This window comes from Bradyrhizobium sp. (assembly GCF_035309285.1).
Classification (GTDB): Bacteria; Pseudomonadota; Alphaproteobacteria; order Rhizobiales; family Xanthobacteraceae; genus Bradyrhizobium.
On sequence record NZ_DATGFH010000008.1, the window covers coordinates 163,419 to 183,774 of the forward strand.

General features: G+C 62.7%; 23 protein-coding genes. 13 read left to right on the forward strand and 10 right to left on the reverse strand.

Features of this window, described 5'->3' with window-relative positions; translation table 11 throughout:
* The first annotated feature begins 272 nt into the window (after window positions 1-272).
* Complete coding sequence (locus VKR55_RS03480) at window positions 273-911, forward strand: c-type cytochrome (RefSeq protein ID WP_324399692.1); 639 nt, start codon at window positions 273-275, stop codon at window positions 909-911.
* Window positions 912-925: 14 nt separating this feature from the next.
* Here VKR55_RS03480 and VKR55_RS03485 read toward each other — a convergent pair whose 3' ends face one another.
* Together VKR55_RS03485 and VKR55_RS03490 are read right to left on the reverse strand one after the other, a co-directional pair.
* Window positions 926-1,120, reverse strand: coding sequence for a hypothetical protein (locus tag VKR55_RS03485; protein WP_324399694.1), 195 nt, complete (start codon window positions 1,118-1,120; stop codon window positions 926-928).
* 77 nt (window positions 1,121-1,197) lie between these two features.
* Window positions 1,198-1,875, reverse strand: coding sequence for a cyclic nucleotide-binding domain-containing protein (locus VKR55_RS03490; protein ID WP_324399696.1), 678 nt, complete (start codon window positions 1,873-1,875; stop codon window positions 1,198-1,200).
* A gap of 568 nt (window positions 1,876-2,443) precedes the next feature.
* Here VKR55_RS03490 and VKR55_RS03495 point away from each other — a divergent pair.
* The 9 genes from VKR55_RS03495 to VKR55_RS03535 all read left to right on the forward strand — a co-directional run bounded on the left by VKR55_RS03495 (window position 2,444) and on the right by VKR55_RS03535 (window position 9,543).
* A complete protein-coding gene (locus tag VKR55_RS03495; protein ID WP_324399698.1) occupies window positions 2,444-2,839 on the forward strand; it encodes a lysozyme inhibitor LprI family protein in 396 nt (131 codons plus the stop codon).
* 372 nt (window positions 2,840-3,211) lie between these two features.
* Window positions 3,212-3,718: a hypothetical protein gene (locus VKR55_RS03500; protein ID WP_324399701.1), complete on the forward strand. Its 507-nt coding sequence runs from the start codon at window positions 3,212-3,214 to the stop codon at window positions 3,716-3,718.
* Window positions 3,719-4,115: 397 nt separating this feature from the next.
* Entirely contained in the window at window positions 4,116-4,664 is a 549-nt protein-coding gene (locus VKR55_RS03505) for a hypothetical protein (protein ID WP_324399703.1), read from the forward strand.
* Window positions 4,665-4,885: 221 nt separating this feature from the next.
* On the forward strand, window positions 4,886-5,590 hold the full coding sequence (locus VKR55_RS03510) for a hypothetical protein (protein WP_324399705.1): 705 nt from the start codon (window positions 4,886-4,888) through the stop codon (window positions 5,588-5,590).
* 81 nt (window positions 5,591-5,671) lie between these two features.
* Window positions 5,672-6,724 carry a histidinol-phosphate transaminase gene (gene hisC / locus VKR55_RS03515; protein WP_324399707.1) on the forward strand — a complete coding sequence of 351 codons (1,053 nt, stop codon included), beginning with the start codon at window positions 5,672-5,674 and terminating at the stop codon, window positions 6,722-6,724.
* 166 nt (window positions 6,725-6,890) lie between these two features.
* Window positions 6,891-7,682 carry a hypothetical protein gene (locus tag VKR55_RS03520; RefSeq protein ID WP_324399709.1) on the forward strand — a complete coding sequence of 264 codons (792 nt, stop codon included), beginning with the start codon at window positions 6,891-6,893 and terminating at the stop codon, window positions 7,680-7,682.
* A gap of 558 nt (window positions 7,683-8,240) precedes the next feature.
* A complete protein-coding gene (locus VKR55_RS03525) occupies window positions 8,241-8,696 on the forward strand; it encodes a hypothetical protein (protein WP_324399711.1) in 456 nt (151 codons plus the stop codon).
* Window positions 8,693-8,926 (forward strand): hypothetical protein, encoded by a 234-nt coding sequence (locus VKR55_RS03530; protein ID WP_324399713.1) that lies wholly within the window; start codon window positions 8,693-8,695, stop codon window positions 8,924-8,926. Before VKR55_RS03525 ends, VKR55_RS03530 begins: the two co-directional genes overlap by 4 nt.
* Window positions 8,923-9,543, forward strand: a complete 621-nt coding sequence (locus tag VKR55_RS03535) for a hypothetical protein (protein ID WP_324399715.1) — start codon at window positions 8,923-8,925, stop codon at window positions 9,541-9,543. The genes VKR55_RS03530 and VKR55_RS03535 overlap by 4 nt, the downstream gene beginning before the upstream one ends.
* A 54-nt stretch (window positions 9,544-9,597) precedes the next feature.
* Here the strand turns inward: VKR55_RS03535 and VKR55_RS03540 are convergent, their stop codons facing one another.
* Entirely contained in the window at window positions 9,598-10,365 is a 768-nt protein-coding gene (locus tag VKR55_RS03540; RefSeq protein WP_324399717.1) for a response regulator transcription factor, read from the reverse strand.
* A 387-nt stretch (window positions 10,366-10,752) separates the two neighbouring features.
* Complete coding sequence (locus VKR55_RS03545; RefSeq protein ID WP_324399718.1) at window positions 10,753-11,841, reverse strand: hypothetical protein; 1,089 nt, start codon at window positions 11,839-11,841, stop codon at window positions 10,753-10,755.
* Between the two features lie 130 nt (window positions 11,842-11,971).
* Between VKR55_RS03545 and VKR55_RS03550 the strand changes: the two genes are divergently transcribed.
* Complete coding sequence (locus tag VKR55_RS03550; RefSeq protein ID WP_324399720.1) at window positions 11,972-13,930, forward strand: tetratricopeptide repeat protein; 1,959 nt, start codon at window positions 11,972-11,974, stop codon at window positions 13,928-13,930.
* Here VKR55_RS03550 and VKR55_RS03555 read toward each other — a convergent pair.
* The 4 genes from VKR55_RS03555 to VKR55_RS03570 are packed head-to-tail and all read right to left on the reverse strand — an operon-like array spanning window position 13,872 to window position 17,343.
* Window positions 13,872-14,438, reverse strand: coding sequence for a hypothetical protein (locus tag VKR55_RS03555; RefSeq protein WP_324399722.1), 567 nt, complete (start codon window positions 14,436-14,438; stop codon window positions 13,872-13,874). The genes VKR55_RS03550 and VKR55_RS03555 overlap by 59 nt on opposite strands.
* Entirely contained in the window at window positions 14,435-15,178 is a 744-nt protein-coding gene (locus tag VKR55_RS03560; protein WP_324399724.1) for a CoA-transferase, read from the reverse strand. Before VKR55_RS03560 ends, VKR55_RS03555 begins: the two co-directional genes overlap by 4 nt.
* A gap of 3 nt (window positions 15,179-15,181) precedes the next feature.
* The gene (locus VKR55_RS03565; RefSeq protein ID WP_324399726.1) at window positions 15,182-15,994 is read right to left on the reverse strand and encodes a CoA transferase subunit A; all 813 of its coding nucleotides are present in this window, start codon (window positions 15,992-15,994) and stop codon (window positions 15,182-15,184) included.
* A gap of 35 nt (window positions 15,995-16,029) precedes the next feature.
* A complete protein-coding gene (locus tag VKR55_RS03570; protein ID WP_324399728.1) occupies window positions 16,030-17,343 on the reverse strand; it encodes a tetratricopeptide repeat protein in 1,314 nt (437 codons plus the stop codon).
* Window positions 17,344-17,653: 310 nt separating this feature from the next.
* On the opposite strand from VKR55_RS03570, the gene VKR55_RS03575 reads away from it, so the two are divergent.
* On the forward strand, window positions 17,654-17,863 hold the full coding sequence (locus VKR55_RS03575) for a cold-shock protein (protein ID WP_324399730.1): 210 nt from the start codon (window positions 17,654-17,656) through the stop codon (window positions 17,861-17,863).
* 194 nt (window positions 17,864-18,057) lie between these two features.
* Here VKR55_RS03575 and VKR55_RS03580 read toward each other — a convergent pair whose 3' ends face one another.
* On the reverse strand, window positions 18,058-19,071 hold the full coding sequence (locus VKR55_RS03580) for an aldo/keto reductase (RefSeq protein ID WP_324399732.1): 1,014 nt from the start codon (window positions 19,069-19,071) through the stop codon (window positions 18,058-18,060).
* A gap of 139 nt (window positions 19,072-19,210) precedes the next feature.
* Entirely contained in the window at window positions 19,211-19,636 is a 426-nt protein-coding gene (locus tag VKR55_RS03585) for a PaaI family thioesterase (protein ID WP_324399927.1), read from the reverse strand.
* Window positions 19,637-19,705: 69 nt separating this feature from the next.
* Here VKR55_RS03585 and VKR55_RS03590 point away from each other — a divergent pair, with 69 nt between their 5' ends.
* Complete coding sequence (locus VKR55_RS03590; protein ID WP_324399734.1) at window positions 19,706-20,344, forward strand: NUDIX hydrolase; 639 nt, start codon at window positions 19,706-19,708, stop codon at window positions 20,342-20,344.
* The last annotated feature ends 12 nt before the right edge of the window (window positions 20,345-20,356 follow it).

The following is a 20,356-nucleotide window of genomic DNA, read 5'->3' on the forward strand; positions in this document are numbered from 1 at the left end:
AGCTGCATTCGTTGCTACCGATTTGATTTCGGTAACAGCGCGACAAATTTGCAACTATAGATTGAGTAAGCAGAACCCCACCGCGCGACGAAACGAGGCGTCCCGTCGAGTGCACCGCAATAGAATCGACGAGAGTCCCCTCGTCGTGAATCAGTAGAAGGCGGCTTGGTCGATCCGGCCTTGATCTCGATCAAATGCGTTCGAAAAAATCCGGCTGGACCAGATCGGGCGTCGAGGCGTAGCTTGCGCCTGTTCGGGGCAAGGGGAGGTCTATGAGCTCACGATCGATATCGCGGATCGCTGGTCTGTCATTCGCCCTTGCAATTGCCGCGGTGCCGGCCGCCGCGGAGAACAAGGAAGCGGCCGTTTCTCCGCAGGCGCTCAAAGCCAAGACCGACTATTGCAAGACCTGCCATGGCATCCAGGGGCAGGGTTTTCGCGGAGCCGCTCCAATGCCTCGGCTGGCGGGGCAGCAACCGGAGTACATCAAGAATCAATTGCAGGCCTTTATCGAACACAGCCGGGTAAACCCGGTGATGAACAACGTGGCGCATGTGCTGTCGCCGGAGATGGTGACGGCCTTATCCGACTATTTCAAGGACCTCAATCCGAAACCGCTGGGGGGAGACGAAGCATCCACGGAGCCCGTGGCGGAAGGAAAGAAGATTTTCGAAGAAGGCATACCGAGCGCCAGCGTCCCGCCTTGCGCCTCATGCCACGGGGAGGACGCGAAGGGTAACGGTGAATTTCCGCGCTTGGCGGGTCAGCTTCCGGACTACATCTTCCGCAAGCTGACCGGCTGGGACAAGGAACGACATTCCGAAAGCTCGGCCATCATGCAGCCGATCGCGCATGAGTTGAACCAAGCGCAAATCAAGGCGGTCGCGGCCTATGTGAGCCAATTGAACTGAGCGGCAGCCTCGCGTCAGTTCAATAGACGCCGCTCGTAGTCGATCAGAAGCTTCTTGATATCCGCGAGATTTATCAGCGTATCGGCGAGCGTCAGGACGCGCAACCTTTCGTCGCTACATTCGATCCGCGCAGCCTGCGCGATACGGGCATCGGCAAGCTTCCTGAGTTGATCCGGGGTCAGAGCAAGGCTCGGTGCGGTTCTCGACATTATCGATTTCCCCACAAGCGTCGGGCGCAACAGCACGATCTCATGCCCTAGAGAACACCATGACGCCTTCACATAGGTTAGTGTCTTGCGGTTACCAACGCGGTTTGCTCCAACCCGGTCAGCAAGACCCCGTTCGGCACGATGCGGATGACGTTCCGCTCCTCGAGCTTGGCAAGGGTGCGACTGACCGTTTCGAGCTGGAGCCCGAGAAAGTCGGCGATGTCCTGGCGCCGCATCGGCAAGGGCACAGGTTGCGATGGCCCTAGGTCCGCGATGCGATTTCGCCAGCCGACGAGGAAGGCTGCAACCTTTTCTTCCGCCGAGGCGTTGCCAAGCAGCATCAACTGCTCCTGAGCGGTCTCAAGCTCTCGGGTCGCGAACTCGATCAACAGGCACATCACGTTAGGGCTTGATTGAATGAAGCGCTTGAGCTCCTCGCGCGGAAATTGGCACACGCTAGCCTCACCAACGGCCTCGGCCGAGAAGCTGAACCGATCGACAAGCGGCATCGCCAGAAAATCACTGGGCTGCGCGAAAGCCACCACCTGACGCCGCCCGTCCGGGAGCATCTTGTAGAGGCGCACGACCCCGCGGGACAGTCCGAACGCGCTTTCGGCGCGCTCGTCCTCAGAGAAGATCGTCTGTCCTGCGTGGAATGCGAGGGGCGTCGCGAGGCGTTGCAGCTCCGCCAGTTCGCGTCCGTCGCAGGACTCGCCGCAGAACAGCGTTGGAAAAAAGGTCGCCGTACGAGGCATGTAGCACCTTCACCGCCATGCTCGCGTCGAAGAGGGCTGTTTTCATCACAAGGCCCCCAGTCGGGATTTGAGCTATTATCTTCCCTTAATGCTTGTGATCGAATTTCACTTTGAGGCACATCAACTAATCCGGAAACAAGCCCTCTCGGTGGTATTCGTGTTGGTAGACCCGTATTCTGCATTTTGAAATATAGAATAGAAACAAGATATTAGGAATGAAATTCGACGCCGCCCCCGGCACCAAAACCAGCAATCTCGGAGATTGCTGGGGTTTTGTTCCTGCCTTCTTCTCGTTTTCTCGTTGCCTCGAACCCACGGCTACGCCCAGTTCGCCGTGACGCGTCGCATCCATTTCGTCGATGGGGGCCCGGCCGCAAGACCATTTGCCCCAAATCGGGCTTCTCGGAGAGCCCCCGCCGCTTCGGTCCGGTTGCCGTGTCGTCACGCGATTCGAATGGCAAGGGGAGAACGATTCCCGCAGTGTCGTTGCCTTTCAGAGTCATCGCGAAATAGCCACAACAGGCGGGCTAGGTTTTACCCGGTCAGAAAGACGCATGGGACGGCTACGATGTTCTGGAAATCATCTCTCGTTTTGGGAGCCGCCCTCTACATCGCCGCATTTCCTGCAAGCGCGCAGCAGAGCGCGGAGTTCGACGCGTGCATGGGCCAAGCCGACGGCGTTTCCTCGAAAATGTTGGATTGCGGCAAAGCCGAAATCGGTAAGTGGGACGTGAGGCTGAATGCCGCCTATCAGACGCTTCTGCATGGGGCCGCGGACAAGAAGCCAGCGCAATTGCAGCAAGAGCAGAGGACCTGGCTCAAACATCATTTGAGCGAGACCCACCGTCTGGCTACTGACCCTAACAATGGGTCCGTCGCATTCCTCGACTCGCAGTCTTTTGAATTGGATGACCTGGTCGAGCGAACGTTGCAGCTTGAAAAGCGCGTCAACGGGAAGCCCTGAGCGGTCACTCCGGTCCGTCTTACGGTTGCGCAGGGAAACGGGATACCTTCGTCAAATCAATACTTGAAGCGGATATCGGTATCGGTGGTTGCGCCTCCAGGATCTGAACCTAGCCAGGGGTTCCAACAAGCGGCAGCTTCCGGCGAGACATAAAGATGCTTCCCAGCGAGCTAGTCTAGGCTGCTCGCCAATAACAAAACAAAGCTCCCCGCGATTGTTGGTTTCGCGATGACCTCCGCCACTGTTCCAAGCGCTCACGCCACCATGCTGAGGACAAACAGCGGTTCGTCGTGTCGGTCGTTGCGTATGATTCCCTCCCTGGCTACCATGCTTCGCCCTTCGGGCTACGCGGGGCGCAGCCGGGCATCGCGCGTGCCAACACTCTCCTTCCACCACCGTGAAACGATCAGCCCGCCCTGGACCGAGGTGCCGTCCCTGTCGCTTGGCGAGGGCGAGGCGCGCGAGCATCTGCTTGTCGCAGAAGATGGCGTGCCGTTGCGCCGCCTTGATCTGTGCCGGGATGGCAGCGAGACCTGGTTCAAGGTCGAGGCCGTCGCCTGGGACGATCTGATCGTCGTCGGCTTTGCCGCGCGCGTCTATCTCCTGCGTGGCGCCACGGTGGCGTGCTGGTTTCGGCTGTCCGATTATTTCTGCGGCCTTCATCCCGGCGATGGCTGGCTTCTGATTGCGTCTGGCACGAACGTCACCCGCATGGATCAGGCGGGCCAGGTCATGTGGCGAAGCGCGCGGCTCGCGATCGATGGCGTCATCATCGAACGTGTTGCGTCCGGCGTCGTTGAGGGGCAGGGCGAGTGGGATCCGCCCGGCGGCTGGAAGGCATTTCGCATCCGGCTCGCAGACGGCAAGGTCGCATCGTAAAACGCGGGCCATTCGAGGGACGGCGAGAGCTAAAGCGGACTGCCGCGTGCTGCCAGGCGTCAGCATCTTTTATTCAAATGTCAAACAGCCACTCTGTCGTCGTCCCGGCCAAGCGAAGCGCAAGCCGGGACAACCGTGTAGAGAGGCGAAGATGCGTCAAATCACTGTCGCGGCATGATTTGCCCGAGTTGCGCATCGCCGGTGTCCCTCTGAGGCGCCGCGCGCAAGATCAGGCCAAATCAAGGCCGTCACTAACCTGGGCTAATTTTTTGCGCCATCGCGCGGGACGCAGCCCGCCCACAAACGCATTGCTCGATCACCTTTCGAACAAGATGGCGACACGTTTGCTCGTTGCCGTCGCGCGCGGCAGGGGGATTCACACCAAGGAGTCCTCCCAATGTACAGAGCTGTTTGTATCGTATCCGCGTTATTGGCTCTCTCCGTTCAAGCCGAAGCCCGCCCTCATCATGCTCGTCACCGCGTCCAATATCATCGCGTCGTATATTTTCATCGCGTCCGACATTTTCGGGAAGCGATGACCATGCTGCCCAGCGACGAACGTATCGTCGGCGGCCGTCCTGCAGGATGCCCGCACGCGTTCTGCGGATGCGAGGCGTCGCTCTACAAGTTCGGTCGCATTATCCCCGGACTCAATCTCGCATCAAACTGGCGCCGTTTCCCTCGCGCCGCTCCCGCGCCGGGTATGGCGGCGGTTCGCTCAGGCCACATCATGATCCTGCAGCAGCAGGTCGCCGGTAACGTCTGGGTTGTGCACGACGGTAATTCCGGCGGCCACGTCACGCGAGAGCACCCACGCTCCATCGCCGGCTACACGATCGTGGACCCCAGCGGGGCGACCGGCGTCTACAGCTTCACCAATCCCCCTCGGGCTTCGTACCGTTCTGCGTGGAGAGGCAGAAGGATCGCACGCGGCTTCAACGGCTAGCCGCAAGACCGTTTGGCTCCGGCACCCTCGTGAGTGCTGGAGCCGCGGACGGCCGCGGCTTCGCTCAGTCGCATGCGTCTCTCATTGCGGCGATATCTGGCGTCGCGGTGTTGTCCGGATCGCAGATGTGACGAACAGCTTCCGCCCATGATATGGCGGCTGGATGATCTCCTGACCCATTCGGGCTGGGCACAGACCATGTAATATCCCGGCAAAGGCGGGTGCCGGTCGAGATGGATGCGGGGCGGCATTTATTTATGGTCTATGCTGTGCCAGTTGCGATCATCAAGGAAATGGAAGCCGCGGCGCGGGCCGGCCGGTCCATCGATGGGCTGGCCGAGTACATGCCGCCCTGGCTCAAGGAATTGGCTGGGCTGCTTGACCAACTGATCAGCGCCGAAAGACGCCCCGATTTCCGGACTGCACTTGTTGCGAAAGCGCGCGATTGGCATGTGCTGGATGCCGCAGCGTGGGACCGCATCCATGCCGCGTTTCTTGTCGCCTGCATCGCGCAGGCGCTGAAGGAGGCCGAGGCCGTGCAGCCGCAGCGGCTTCCGGCCTACCGGGAGACAATCGAAGCCGTGTGCAACGACGCCAGCGCAGCCGTGGCCGGCCAAGGCGACCTCGCCGCTGCGCATGCCGCCGCCTGGCCGTGGTCAGCTTCGGAAGGGCCGTTGGCGTCCCAGCCGCCGGACATGCCGGCGGAGGCGACGTGGGCGGCAAAATGCGCGGCGGAGGCGGCGTGGGCGGCGTCGGCCGGTGAGCCGTGGGGGACGAACTCCGCGGCGCATTCTGCGGCGGTTGTGATCTGGGGCGACCCCGGCGCATGGGCGGCAAACGCCTGGTCCCTTGTCGGACGCCTGTTTTCTCTGTTCAACGCCGAATTCGCGACGGCGAAGGGATGGCGCGCGCCCTTGCGTCCGTGAGTGTGAAGGGCGTCCTTGACGCGTGTTTGAGGATGCGGCAGCTCATTTTGATATGTTCACTGCCCCATCGAGTCACCCATCATGAGCCGTTTCTGGAGCCCCGTCGTCCACACGCTCTCGCCCTACGTGCCGGGCGAGCAGCCGAAGCAGGACGGCGTCATCAAGCTCAATACCAACGAGAATCCTTATCCGCCTTCGCCGCGCGTGGCCGAGGCGATCGCTTCGGCTATGAGTCGCCTGCGGCTCTACCCCGATCCGCGAGCTTCCCTGCTGCGCGAGGCGATCGCGTCGCGCTACGGCGTTGCGCCGGACGAGGTCTTCGTCGGCAACGGCTCGGATGAGGTTCTGGCCCATACCTTCCAGGCGCTTTTGAAGCATGACGCACCGCTCCTGTTTCCGGACGTCACCTATAGCTTCTTTCCAGTCTGGTCCGAGCTCTATGGTGTCAGCTGCGAGGCGGTGCCGCTCGATGCCGCGATGCGCCTGCAGCTTGCCGACTACCGGCGGCCGTGCAGCGCGATCCTGCTGCCCAATCCCAACGCGCCGACCGGCATCGCCTTGCCGCGCGCAGCGATCGAGCAGCTTCTGGCCGAGCATCCGGAGCAGCTCGTGGTGATCGACGAGGCTTACGTCGACTTCGGCGCCGAAAGCGCGGTGCCGCTGGTGGCGCGCCACGACAATCTGCTCGTCGTTCAGACCCTCTCCAAGTCGCGGGCGCTGGCGGGCCTCAGGGTCGGCTTTGCGATCGGCAAGCGGCCTCTGATCGAGGCGCTGGACCGGGTGAAGGACAGCTTCAATTCCTACCCGCTCGATCGACTCGCTATCGCCGGCGCCGTCGCGGCTCTCGAGGACAATGCATGGTTTGCCGAGACGTGCAAAAGGATCATCGCGAGCCGCGAAACGCTCACCCACGCCCTCTCCGGTCTCGGCTTCGAGGTTCTGCCGTCGCTCGCGAACTTCGTGTTCGCGCGTCATCCCCGCCGCGGCGGCGCGGAGCTCGCGGCCGCGCTTCGTGAGCGCGGCGTCCTGGTGCGGCACTTTGGGAGACCGCGGATCAAGGACTTCCTGCGCATCACGGTCGGAACCGAGGATCAATGCAGCCGCCTGGTTGGCGTCCTGCGCAGTCTGCTTTGATCGCCGCCGGCGAATTTGGAACTGCCAGGTCCGTCGTGGTTCGAATCGCTGAAAGCAGCGACCAATCGCGGCTTGCGGGATTATGATTGTCGCCAGGCGAGGGGGATGCCCGTCAGACCTTGATCACGAATCGTGTAAGGGCAGTGTCCGATCGGGAGTCAAAGTCGTGGCACTATTTCCGGACCGGAAATCAAAGGCACTCGCCATCGCACTGGCTTGCGTCATTGCGATCGTCTGCTTCGGCACGCTGTACCTCGTGGGCGATCTGGCACGATTTCAGGAGGTCAACGTAATCGAGGAGAGCCAGACGGCCCTGCGCGGTGTCAATGATCCGCAACAACTGGATCAAGTGCTCAAGCGTCATCCTTCCAATCGGGTTCTGAAGCTGGTTGCGCTGGCGAACCGGGACTCGATCGAGATGGATGCCGCCAGCCGCAAACTGTTGAGTGAAGCCGAGCCTGGGGAGCTTTGGCAACGAATGGAGAAGGGATTCTCCAGCCGTGCCGATGTGGAGGCGCTTGGCCGCGATCTGAAGCTCGCGGAAAGCAACGCGGCTGGTCTTGGGTCGCGCTACGACAATCTGCTCAAGGCTGCGCGCGACAAGGTCGAGCACGACGCAGGCGTGCTGGAAGGACGAAGCGAGACGTTCACGACCTTCATGACCATGATCGACGGGCAGCACGGGCGCATGAAGGCCGTCATGTCAAAAATCGCGGCCTCGCGCCTCGAATATTTCGTCGCCTACGAGACATGCGTTGCCCTGTTGGCCCACGAATTTGCCGTAACCAAGGTGGTCAACGGGCAGTACATCTTTCCCCTTCAATCCCAGGCGGACAGCTACAACAACGCGGCGGCGACGATGGCGGCGGCTGCGAAGCGTCTGTCTGAGCTGGAGACTGAAAGGACGAGTCTGAGGCAGTCGCAGTTCGGCAAATGGAAGAATTTTGTCGGCGATTGAAACGACAGACCCGGCGCGCCGTCAGCGCTCGCGCGGGGCGATTCACGCGCACGCTCTGCCGTCCCGTTCATGGGGGTGCGCCAGGCCGCTAGTCCCAAAAGGACTAGTCATTAAGCTCCGTTGAAAAGACGCAATTTCCACCGGTTTCGCCACGATCATTTGACTCGACTTTGGGGTCGTGGCTGGAGAAGCGCTCGCGCCATGGTGGACCGCGACGGACAGCGTATCGAATCGCCGACGGACATCTGGCGGCTCCGTTGCCAAAGATGCGCGGCGTACGCCTGGCTCACCTGTTCAATTCTCGATTCCCGCCGCGGCAACACCGTCCGCTTGTACCGGTGCGCCGCGTGCGGAGAACACGTTTGGGACGACGGAAGCCAACCTAGTCAGCGCGATATGGGGAGATTCGGGGACGAGTTGATGCATCCATAACGCTTTCGCAGTTTGAATTGCCGGGGCGACATGCGTCCTCGAGCCCGAGGCGCCGGCCTGGCGATCCGCGGGCTGGAGGCAACCAGCTCTTTTGGAGTGAGTAACATTGCCGGAGGAGTGAATACGATGAGAGGACAGAATGCTGCGGTGAGGCCCTTCGATGTCGGTCAGATCGAAGGGGATATCCGGGAAGTCATTCAACAAAGGCCTCCGCACATCCAGGCGGTCGAGCACGTGACCCGACCTCCGGCGGTTCCGGAGTATGTCAGCCATCGCGAAGACGTAACCGAGATCGGCAAGCTCTCGGCCGAGGCCCTTGTCAGGGAATATGAGGTGACTGCGAAGGAAATCGAAGCCATGGGCGAATTTGTGAAAGAAATGGCCCAGCGCTGCGAGCAGCTCACCACGTCGGCGTCCGACATGCTCAAGGACATCAGGGCGACCGCGGCGCGCTATCGCAAGGAGGGAAAGCGCATCTTCAACGAAATCGAATCCTGCTCCAGCGCGACGGACGAAGTCCGTCGGCTATGCGAGACATTCCGGGACAAGATCGCGGCGAAAGCCGCCGAGGGGGCGACATGATCGTCTACTGGGTGGTGCCGTACCTTGTGGTCGCGGCACCGCCCATCATCGTGCTGCTCTCGGTCATGGTCGGCGGTTGCACGATGACGAGGACCGCCAGCGGGCCGGCCGATCAGGCGCGGTTCTATTCCGACCCGGACAGCCGGGCCGGCGATGAACTGATCAAGGAGCTGAAGCGCCGCGAGGTCCGCGCGGAGCTCCGGCGCATCGTCGAGGAGGCGCAGCGATGATCTGTGATTGCTGCCGGCGCAATGTGGATGACGTCAAGGCTTCATTCTGGCATGGGGAGGCCATGATGTGCCGCGAGTGTTTCGCGCAATGGTGCGATCCCGATAACGTTCACATCGGCGCGGACGATGCGGCGAGTGTCGGAAACTATGTTCGCCTCCAACATGGTCTTCCACCGCTCGCCGCAGCGCTGGTGGCGCTGTTGCTGACCGGCACGCCACCGGCGCACGCCTCTCGTCATTGCCTCGACCATGCTCGAGCGGCGAGGACATGGCCGGCGCGGATGCTGGCGAAAGACGACGACGGATGCTGGACCTACGATCATCATTCGCCGCTGGTGCAAGTGCCCGTCGCAGTGCCGGAGACGCCCGTGCCAGTGCAGGAGGCGACGCTGGCGGATCGCTGGGCGGAAGCGAACATGCTCCAGGTCGAACTGCGCGAGCTCGAGCCGGAGCGCATTTCGGAGCCGCCGTCGCCGGAAGAGCCGTTGGTGAGCGCCAGCCAATTCGCGCTGTTCGTCTCGCTCGTGCTTGCAACCGCATCCGTGGTCGAGGTTGCCACCGGCGGCCGCGCGAGCAGGGCCCGCCGCCCCCGATGGCCGGACTGGAAGGCCCGTTAATGCCGGAGCGATGGGATTATTGAGATCGCTGCCTGTTCGGCAGGGCCGATGCGCTCAGCGGGCCGTTTCGTCGTCGAGCATCGGAAGCTCGGCCTGTTCCTCGACCCCCTGATCGAACACCCGGTGGTGAAGCGCCCAGGTCGCAGCCTGCGTACGATTGCTCGCGCCGATTTTTCTCAGGATCGCCTTCACATGGGCCTTCACGGTCGGTTCCGCGATCTTGAAGAAGCGCGCGACATGCTTGTTGGAATCTCCCCGGACAATGCGTTCAAGGATTGCGATCTCCCGCGCGGACAGCTTCATGGTCTGAGGCTCGTCTGCAACATCACACAGCATCTCGCTTGTGATGGGAGGCGAGGACCGCTCCTCCGCCTTTGGCTGAGTTTCCAGCGGCCAGAGACGTGCATCTATGAGAATGAGCTTGCCGTTGATGACAGCCTGCAGCGTGCTGACGAGGTCATCGGGACTGACGGTATTGAAGATCGCGGCGTTTGCGCCGCCGTCCAGGGCGCTCGCAAGCGAGCGCGGATTGCTCTCATCGGCGACCGCCACGATGAAAGCCAAAGGATATTGGCTCCTGATCTTGCTGCAGATAACAGCCTGGTTCGCGTCGACCCCTACGATGAACAGGATAGGCCTGTCATCGGGAACGTCAGTGAGATCTTCCAACTCGATTGCACAGCCGTGGGCACGGAAGCGGGTCTTCGACAGTATTAGCCGAAGGCCTTCCCGGAACAGGCCATCACTTTGCAGAATATACGTCGGTATAGCGGACTCACTCGACATACTCTCACAGCCGCTCCAATGAATGACATTCCTCAATCTTCGGCAGCCGTCCCGATTGTCCGCACCGGGATTGAGAATACATTTTAGGACGTATTTGGTAATAACCTAGGATAATTTTGACACTGAGCCTTGGACAATAACCCTGTCCCAATAGAGACTTCGCAGGAGTTTAAATCTTGCATATTTAATTTTTGAGAATTAAATCCTGCATTACTAGATCTTTCAGGATTTAAATCCTGCGTAATTAAATATTGCAGAATTAAATTCTATGTCGGCGGTATTGTCATTGCTCGCATGCCAAAAACGCGCGGGTTCCCCTGAGTAGCCGTCAAGGAAAGGAATTCTCCCGATCTCCCAAAGGACTAGTCCGAATTCACCACGTCGGCCTGGTTTGATCGTTTGAGCCTGGGCCTCGACCAGGCGCTACTGCGCCCTGATCTCCGCGAATTTCGCACGCGCGCGCTCGAACTTGTCGTTGAAGAGCCACATCGCGTCCATGATCTCGCGGAAGGTCGCGGAAGTCTTTGCTCTATCCGTCTTGCCAAAGGCGAAGACGCTGTTGTTGCGCAGATATTTCATCACCGTGGAATCCGTGATCCGGTAGGCAAGCAGATTGCCTGACCGCAGCGCCGCGCGTGTCGGGCTCGGAATGATCTGGATCAGCTCGAACAGTTTCATCTGATCGATCGGGTTCGGCAGCGTCTTCACGATCGACGGGATCTGCAGGAACAGCTCGGCATGCGCGTTCATCAGGCCGTCGCGTATGGCGGTCCAGTGGTTGAACCGGTGGTCCAGGCCGCCCGCGCGCGCCTCTTCCTTGTCATCGCGCGCGATCAATTGCGGGTCAAACGCCGCAACCCGCGAGCGGATCGCAGCCCACTTCTTCCGACCATTCTGATCTTCCGACGGCCCGGTCTGGAAGCTGCCCTTGTAGGTATTCGAGCGCGCATTGCCGACGTTCTGGTGGCCATTGGTCTCGGCAAAGAAGATGCCGAGGCTGATGCGGCCGGCCGCTTCGGCATTGGCCGCATCGAGACCCTTGGCGCGCGCAATCGCCATGCCGAGCTCGACGACATCCTTGAACGGCGTCGGCGAACTCTGCGCGTTGGCGGGCGGCGCCTCCATGAGGTCGAAAAGCTTCAGGTATTCATCGAGCAGCGGCTCGTTGTCGGCGTCGAAATAGGCCGGCGGAATGCCGAACTTGTTGGGCCTGCCGATTTTGGACGGAACGGCGTCGGTAAGGTCCTTGTACGCGCTGATCAGATTGTTGCGCGCGAGATAGACGGCCTGCCCCGGCAGGTTCGGAAGCCGCTTTGCCTCGATCTGGCTGCGCCGCTCGGCGAGGATCGCTTTGAAACGGCCCAAGGCGTCGTTGTAGGTCGCAAGCGCATCTGCATGCGCCACCGCTTGCGCGAGCGCCGGCGGCGTGAAGCCGGGGCAAGCCGCAGCGAGGAGAAGGACCCCGAGCGCAAGGCTTGCCGTCGTTGCGGCAGTCGCAGGTCTTGTTCCCATGGCGGATGTCCGAACGGCCCCAAGATTTGCAGATCGTAAACAACATCGGCCCGGCTTGGCCAGCCGGTCAACGTGTGCGCAGCCTTCCGCCGGCTTCTGCGGGGGTGGGGAATCAGGTACCCCTCTCGCCATGGCCAGGGCAAACGCCGGGAGCGAGGCATCGGGACAGCCGGCGGCGCTGTTCGATGCGGCCGTGCGCGACTTTGTCGCCGGCCGGCTCGCGCTCGCGGAAGAGCTCTGCCGGCGGCAGCTCGCGTCCGATCCGCAAGCCGCGGACTGCCTGCATCTGCTCGGCCTGATCCAGGCGCAGAAAGGTCATCTCGATCTTGCGATCGACCTTGTCGCGCAGGCGATCCGCCACAACCAGGCCAATCCCGATTATTTTTCCAGCCTGGGCGCGCTGCTCGCGCGTTGCGGCCGTTTCGACGAATCCTTCAAGAGCTACGACCTCGCGCTCAAGCGCAAGCCTGACTTTGTCGAGGCATGGATCGGGCTCGGCGATCTCCTGCAACGCCAGGAGCGTGCCGAGGAAGCGCTGCGCAGCTATGAGCACGCACTAATGCTCGACCCGCGCCATGCCGAGGCGGCGGAGAAATCGGCGCGGCTGAAGCGGGCGCTGCAGCGCTTTGGCGAAGCCGCGAGCGCCTATGCGCAATGGGCCGCGCTTGATCCAGGCAATTACGATGCCCGCAACGATTTCGGCAGCCTCTTGGCCGGCCTTCACCGCTTCGAGGAAGCCGCCGTCGAATTCAAGGCGGCAGCCGCGATCAAGCCGGACGCGCCGGCAGCACTCAACAATCTCGGCATCGCGCTGACCCATTTGGGGCGATTTGCTGAAGCGGTCACCGCGCTCGACCGCGCGATCGCGCTGTCGCCCGCGCTCGCCGAGCTCTACAACACCCGCGCCAATGCGCTTCGTGCGCTCGACCGTCTCGACGCGGCGCTTGCCGACTACGATCGCGCGATCGCGCTAAAGCCCGATTATGCCGAGGCCCACGGCAATCGCGGCATCTGCCTCGACGATCTGGCGCGACCCGAGGATGCGTTGTCATCCTATCGAAATGCTCTGGCGCTCAAGGCCGACCATGCCGACACCCATTGGAACCTTGCAGTGAACCGCCTGCGCACCGGCGATTTCGGTACCGGCTGGCGGGAGGCGGAATGGCGCTGGAAGTCGCAGTCGCTGCGGCTGAGATCGCGCGCGTTCGACAAGCCGCTCTGGCTTGGCGCCGAGCCACTTCGTGGCAAGACGCTGCTGTTGCACAATGAGCAGGGGCTGGGCGATGCGATCCAGTTCTGCCGCTATATCCCGCTGCTTGCCGAGCGCGGCGCGAAGGTGGTGCTGGAGATCGATGCAGCGCTCAGGCCCTTGCTGTCAGGCCTTGCGGGCCTCTCGCAGACTGTAGCGGGGGATGAGGCGTTGCCGCACTACGATTTCCATAGTCCGCTGACGAGCCTGCCGCTCGCCTTTGATACCACCCTCGCGGCCATCCCCGCGTCGGTGCCTTACCTTTCGGTGCCCGACGGTGCGAGAGACTGGAGCGCCTGGCTCGGCGAAAGCGCGATGGCGCGGATCGGCCTTGTCTGGTCCGGCAATCCCAATCACATCAACGACCATCGCCGCTCCATTGCGTTGCAGGCTCTCACGCCCCTGTTCGACGTCGACGCGCAGTTCGTCAGCCTGCAGAAGAATGCGCGCGACGGCGATCAGGCGGTCTTGCGCGCGCATCACGGCTTTCTTGACGCCGGTCCCAAGCTCGAAAGCTTTGCCGACACCGCGAGCCTGATCGTCGAGCTCGACCTCGTGATTTCAGTCGACACCAGCGTGGCGCATCTGGCCGGCAGCCTCGGCAAGCCGGTCTGGATTTTGCTGCCTTACGTCGCGGACTGGCGCTGGCTCACGGGTCGCGTCGATTCACCCTGGTATCCGACCGCGCGGCTGTTCCGGCAGGATGCGACGCGCGCCTGGCAACCGGTGGTGATCGAGCTGCGTGAGGCGCTGCGGCGCTTCGTTGCAGGACGCGCGGGCCTCACTGATATGGATCGCGCCGGATCGTCGGCGCCGACATCCGCACCCGCCGCACGGTGATCGGTGACCCATCGGAGACGAACTGAAGCTGGTATTGCCGGCCCTTGTGGTCGGTCGCGCTGCAGGAGATGGTCGAGACCTCGCGCCTTGCGATATAGCCCTTCTGCCGGCACACACCATTCGACAGCTCGATGGCCGGCACCGGAAGGCCGTCGACCTTGGGCCGGTCCTTCGAGTTCAGCTCCATCCGGTCCACCGAGAGCACATAGAGGTCGTCCTGCGTCCGGCGGCCATATTCTCCGGAGAATGCGATCACGTGGCTGCCATCGGTGGGATCATCCAGCGCCACCGTGAAATTGGCGCGGCCGCTTTCACTGTGGAAATAGCCCACCGCCCGGCAGGCGAAATCGTGCCCGCCGATTTTTAGCGTGCTGCATTCGCCTTTCATCAGCGCATAGAGGTCGACGTCGGGCTTCTCCCGGTCGGGAAAGTTCGGCTCGGCCGCAGAGGGCGTTGCGAAGAGGAGGCCGGCAGCGGCAAGCGCCAGCCAGCAGAGACGTCTGGTCATGCCGTTTCCATCATCGAGCCGGCGAAGGTGGGATAGCTTTCGGCGAGTTCGTCGATGATTCTTCCGCGCAAAAGCGACAAAGTCGCGGCATCGGGCTGGGCCGTTGCGGGAATGGTCGCGGGCTCCTCGTAGTCGAAGCCGGTGTTGGCGCGGATGTCCTCAGGCGAAAAGGGAGGATGCACCGAACGCAGGCGAAACCCGCCGCGCGTCTTGTCGAAATCGAACACTGCCATATTGGTGAGCAGCGCGTGCGGTCCGCCGCGGCGGGGAACCTCGGGTGTCACCGCGGCCGCGCTGATGAAGTCGACCTTTGGCACGAGCACGCGGGGCGAATGTTCCTCGCGGAACAGGATGACGCGCGGCACCAGATGATAGAGATAAGCCGAGCCGAACGAGCCCGGCCAGCGCACGGCTGATGTCGGATAATCGCCGGTGCCGACCAGGTTGACGTTGCCGTGGCCGTCGATCTGGCCGCCGCCGAGGAAGAAGGCATCGACGCGGCCCTGGGCGGCACAATCGAACAGCTCGACGGTGCCATTGGTGAAGAAGTTGTGGCGCTCCGAGCCGAGGATCGAGATCCGGACCGGCGGCTTGCCCTCGCGCTCGTTGCGGGCGCGCAGCAGCATGGCGCCTGCGGCCGGCATCGGCGAGGAGGCGTCGACCGCAACGTGGCGTACGCCCTCGAGCAGGTCGGCGATGGTCGCAATCAAGAGCTCGCGCCGCTCGCGCTCGGCCAGCATGATTCAGGCGACTTGCTTGCGGCGGGTGAGCAAGGCCGAGAGATAGGCGCGAAAACCCTCGTCGCTGCGCGCCATCGCGGCATAGCGCGCCACCTCAGCGGCGTCGCCGTCATATTCATCCCACAGCGGCAGCGGCCAGGCGCCGCGTTCGGCCACAGCAACCGCCTCGACATAGAGCGAGGGCAATACGCCTGCCGCGGAATCCTCGGTCTCGAGCAGATCGCGGTCGACGATGCGCTCGACCGTGACGAGGGTGCGCTTGGCGGCATACGCCATCATCGCGAGCTCGCGATGGCGGCCGATCCTGATATTGCCGGCGCGATCGGCCTCTGGCGCGTGGAACAGCGCGACATCGGGGGTGATCGCCGGCACCACGACGACCTTGCCCGACTCGCCCACCGGGCTGTCGATGATCTTCCAATCGGGCCGCACGGCGAGCAGGTCGCTGCCGATGATGCCTGCGATCGGCATGAACGGCACTCCCTTCTGCGCGGCCAGCAGGCCCGCAAGAATTGCTGGGCAGGTGGAATCCTTCAGCGCAAAGGCGCCGCTGCGGACGGCCGCGCCAAAGCGCGGCGCGCCACCGGCTTCGCCGAGGGTAATTGCGCTGGTCTCGAGCGAGGTGATGGCACCGGCGCCGATCAACAGGTCCGCCTGCAGGCCCGAGATCGGAACGCAGACGAGGCGAAGGCCGTTCGTGCCGCTCTCGAGCAGCGCTGCGGTCGCCGCCATCGCGACCCCGGCAACGGGGATCGCCAGCGACTGGCCAGGCCGGATACGCGCAGCGAGCGCTTCCAGTGCAACGATTTCCGTCATGGGCGTCCCTCCCGCTTCTGCCGCGCCATCTTGCCTCAAGCCGCGGCCCTCTGCCAGCGCTTATCGCGCGCCGACGGGCGGCGGTGCAAGCGGGCGTCGAGCAGCGTGCGCGCCCGCTTGAGCTCGCCCGAGCGGATCAGCGCGACAATGAAAGTGTCCTCGACGATCTCGCGCTGGGCGTGGCTGCCGCCGATGCGGACGACTTCCCCGAGCACGTCTTCGAGGTGACGCGCGCAAGCCGCGTAGTCCTTGCCGGCGAAGGCGCTCATCGCGCGGCAGATCTTCGGCACCACCGGACCGGCGGGAAGCTTGCCCTCGGCGAGCCGTTGCTCGACGGCGTTCAGCCGTTCCTCCAGCGCCGCCTGGTTGCCCGTTGCGGCCGCGAGCAGCGCCATATGCATCTCGACGAAGGGCAGGCTCATCTTCGGGAAGTATTTTCGCGCGTAGGCGTCAGCATCGGCCCAAAGCTGCTTCGGGACAGTGTGGCCATAGGCTTCGAGCCGCCATAACAGCGAGGCGCAGTCGGACATGACGTTGAGCGGCGGCGCCGCGGTCGCTGAGGGCTGCAGCACGTCCGCGTAGATCGAGAGCGCCCTTGCCGCGTCGTCCCGCTCCAGCGCGCCGAGCGCCTGGTGCCAGCGGATGTGGCCGTGCAGGATGCCGGACCGCTCATAGGTGCCGATCCATTGCGTGACCAGCGCGTCGGCGTCCGCAACCGAGCCGTCCTCGAACATCGCATGCAACAGCGCATGCGCGGCATAGGCGTTGTTGCGCCTGAGATCGAAGGCGCGCTCGGTCATGGCGCGGCCTTTTTTGACCTGGCCGTTCTCGGTCATCGACCAGCCGTAGTTAGACAGGAACCACCAGTCCTCGCCATAATGCGACACGTAGCGCTCGCAGAGATCCTGCCGTGCCCGGTCGTGGTCGGCCATGCCGGAAAAGGCGAACAGCCCGAACGCGCCGAGCGGCAGCGACAGCACCACCGCATCGCGTGGCCAGCTTTCGACATGCTTCAGTGCGGATGAAAGCGCCGCCGGCAACCGGCCTTCAGCGGCCAGCGCCAGCGTCTCGACGTGGCTCTTCTCGCGCTCGCTGCCGCGGCGCTTGACCAGATCGCGCGCGTGAGCTGCTTCCTTCCGCGCCGCTTCGCCCTGCTGGTAGAACGAATGCACGCGCGCGCGGGCGATGTGGGCGAGCGTGAACTCGGGATCATCCTTGATGGCGCGATCGAACGCCTCCGCCGCGCCCGGCCACGCCGACAGCATTCTGTCGACGCCGTCGCGATAAGCCGAGGCGGCGGTCGGCGAGCTGGTGGAGAGCGGTAGTCCGTAGCGATCCTGGTGAACCATGCATGCCTCACCATCATTTTCTCTGCCGACATGATGACCGCAAAGAACCCTCGATGGAAGATGTCTTGCCTGCGCTCTTGCAATTGCCGAAAACTACTATATATGCCGCTTATTCGATTTTGAACGCGTTTCCTTGTTGATTGCGGCCTAAGCCTCCTTCCCCGAGACATCGCTGAGATTGAATGGGAGCCTGCACGATGGTCGTGCGGGCATACGGCGCATTGCGCCAGAGCATGATCCGCCGCTATTGCCTTGCGACAGACGCGAAGCGTTCGCTCGGAGATCATGATCAAGACAGGAAGAGAGTTACATGGCTACCGGTGTTGTGAAGTGGTTTAACGGCCAAAAGGGTTTTGGCTTCATTCAGCCGCTCGATGGTGGAAACGACGTGTTCGTTCACATCAGCGCGGTTGAACGGGCCGGCCTTACCGGCCTCGGCGAAGGTCAGAAAGTATCTTTCGAGCTCAAGACCGACAAGGTGCGTGGCAAGACCAGCGCGGAAAATCTTGCGCTGATCTGATCCTCGAGAGCATGATCCGGAAAAAGGGCAACCAGTTTCCCTTGCGACAAGCGCGAACGATTGCGCGGAGATCATGTTCAACGAAGAAAACTGGAGCGCACGCGCTCCGGCGATGAATATTTCACGGATGTACTGAGTATTTGTCGAACGAGAACCCTGCCGGAGACGGCGGGGTTCTTTGCGTTGCCTGACGGCTAATTTCCCGTCCGCGCCCTTCGCCCCTCGATTGGATAGGCGGGATCGTTGAAGCCGGGGGTCGAGGGATGGCCGGACACAACTAGGCGGTCGATCAGGGCCTCGTCTTCCGCGGTGAATTTGTAGTCGAGCGCGCGGATGTAATCGTCCCATTGCGCCTCGGTGCGGGGACCGGCGATGACCGCGCTCACCAGCGATGCGTTGAGTACCCACGACACCGCGAACTGGCCGGCGGTGATGCCCTTCTTCTCTGCATGCGCCTTGATCTCCTGCGCGAGCTTGAGCGACTCCGGCCGCCACTCGGTCTGCATCATGCGGGTGTCGTTGCGGCCGGCGCGCGTGTCTTTATCAGGCGCGGCGTCGGGCGCGTATTTGCCGGTGAGCACCCCGCGTGCCAGCGGACTATAGGGCACGACGCCGAGCCCGTAATAGGCGCAGGCCGGAAAATGCTCGACCTCGGGCATGCGGTTCATCGCATTGTAATAGGGTTGGCTCGCCACAGGGCGATCGATGCCGAGCCGGTCGCAGATGTTGCAGATTTCGGCGACGCGCCAGGCGCGGTAGTTCGAGACGCCGAAATAGCGGATCTTGCCCGCGCGGATCAATTCGCCCATCGCGCGCACTGTCTCCTCCAGCGGCGTCGAGTGGTCTTCCTTGTGCAGATAATAGATGTCGATGTAATCGGTGCCGAGCCGCTTCAGGCTTTCATCCGCGGCTTGAAGCACCCAGCGCCGCGACAGGCCGCCGCGATTGGGATCGTCGCCCATCGGATTGGCGAGCTTGGTCGCGAGCACCCAGCCCGGCCGGTTGTTGGAAATGGCGCGGCCGACCACCTGCTCGGAGCCGCCCTTGTTATAGGCGTCGGCGCTGTCGATGAAGTTGATGCCGGCTTCGCGCGCCCTGGCAACAATGCGCGTCGACGTCGCTTCGTCGGTCGGTCCGCCAAACATCATGGTGCCCAGACAGATCGGCGAAACCTTAAGGCCGCTGCGGCCGAGCTTGCGGTAGTGCATCGGAGATATCCCTCGCGTGGGACCGAGAGCTTAGCGGCTATCCTCCGTCATTGCGAGCGAAGCGAAGCAATCCAGAAATGTTTCCGCGGAGATAGTTTGGATTGCTTCGTCACTTCGCTCCTCGCAATGACGGCGGAGGCTAACCCTCGCCCCTCAGGATCTTGAACACGCCATTGGCCATGGCGATGACGCGCTTGTCGACGGTTACCTCGGTTGAGACGAAAATCAGGCTGCGGGTCGCGCGCACCACGCGCGGCCGCGACACCAGCATCTCGCCGATCCGACCGGCCTCGACAAAATGCACGTCGAGCTGCGCGGTCGCCATGGTGGGCTTGCCGGTCACAAAGCGTGCGGTCATGCCGCAGGTGCGGTCGGCGAAGGTCATCAGCACGCCGCCCTGCACCAGGCCGCGGCGGTTGTGGTGTTTGTCCTCGGCGAGCAGCGCATATTCGTAGTGGCCGTTGACAAGGCGCTCCCAGAACGGGCCGATGAGCTGGATGAAGCCCGTGGATTCGACCTGCTTCCAGCCGTCGGATTTCAGCCTTGCCGCGGCCTTGTCGACCATATCGTGCATACCTCGCCCTCGCGTTCTGCCGTCATTCCATCCAGCGCAAAGGTGATGTAGTCAAGCGGGATGAGGCGTCCATTCGACGATACCACCCGGCGGAATATCGCAGAGCTCTGCGCCGCCTTTGCACGGTCGCAAGCCACGGAGGCCACGCAAGCCAAGACGGAGCTGAAGCGCGCGGCGGTTGCCATCGCGCTGACCGACGGTGAGGCTGGTAACGAAACCGCTTTCCTCCTGACGCGGCGCGCCTCAGGCTTGCGCGCGCATCGGGCGCAATGGGCGCTGCCGGGCGGGCGGTGCGATGCCGGCGAGACAGAAGTGCAGTCGGCGCTGCGCGAATTGCGTGAGGAGCTTGGCCTGGAGCTGAACGCGGATGCGGTGCTCGGCCTGCTTGATGATTATCCGACGCGCTCCGGCTATCTCATCACGCCGGTCGTGGTGTGGGCGGCCGGCAATGGCGCGATCGTACCGAATCCGCAGGAAGTCGCGGCCGTCCATCGCATTCCTCTTGGCGCGATCGAGCATGATGCGGCCTTCGACTTCATCGCCATCCCCGAGAGCGCGCGGCGCGTGATCCGCTTTCACTGGGAGGCGCGGCTGATCCACGCGCCGACGGCGGCGATGATCTATCAGTTTCGCGAAGTGCTGGCGGGACGCGACACCCGCGTCGCCGATCTCGAGCAGCCGGTGTTCGCCTGGAAGTAGTTAGCGCACCCT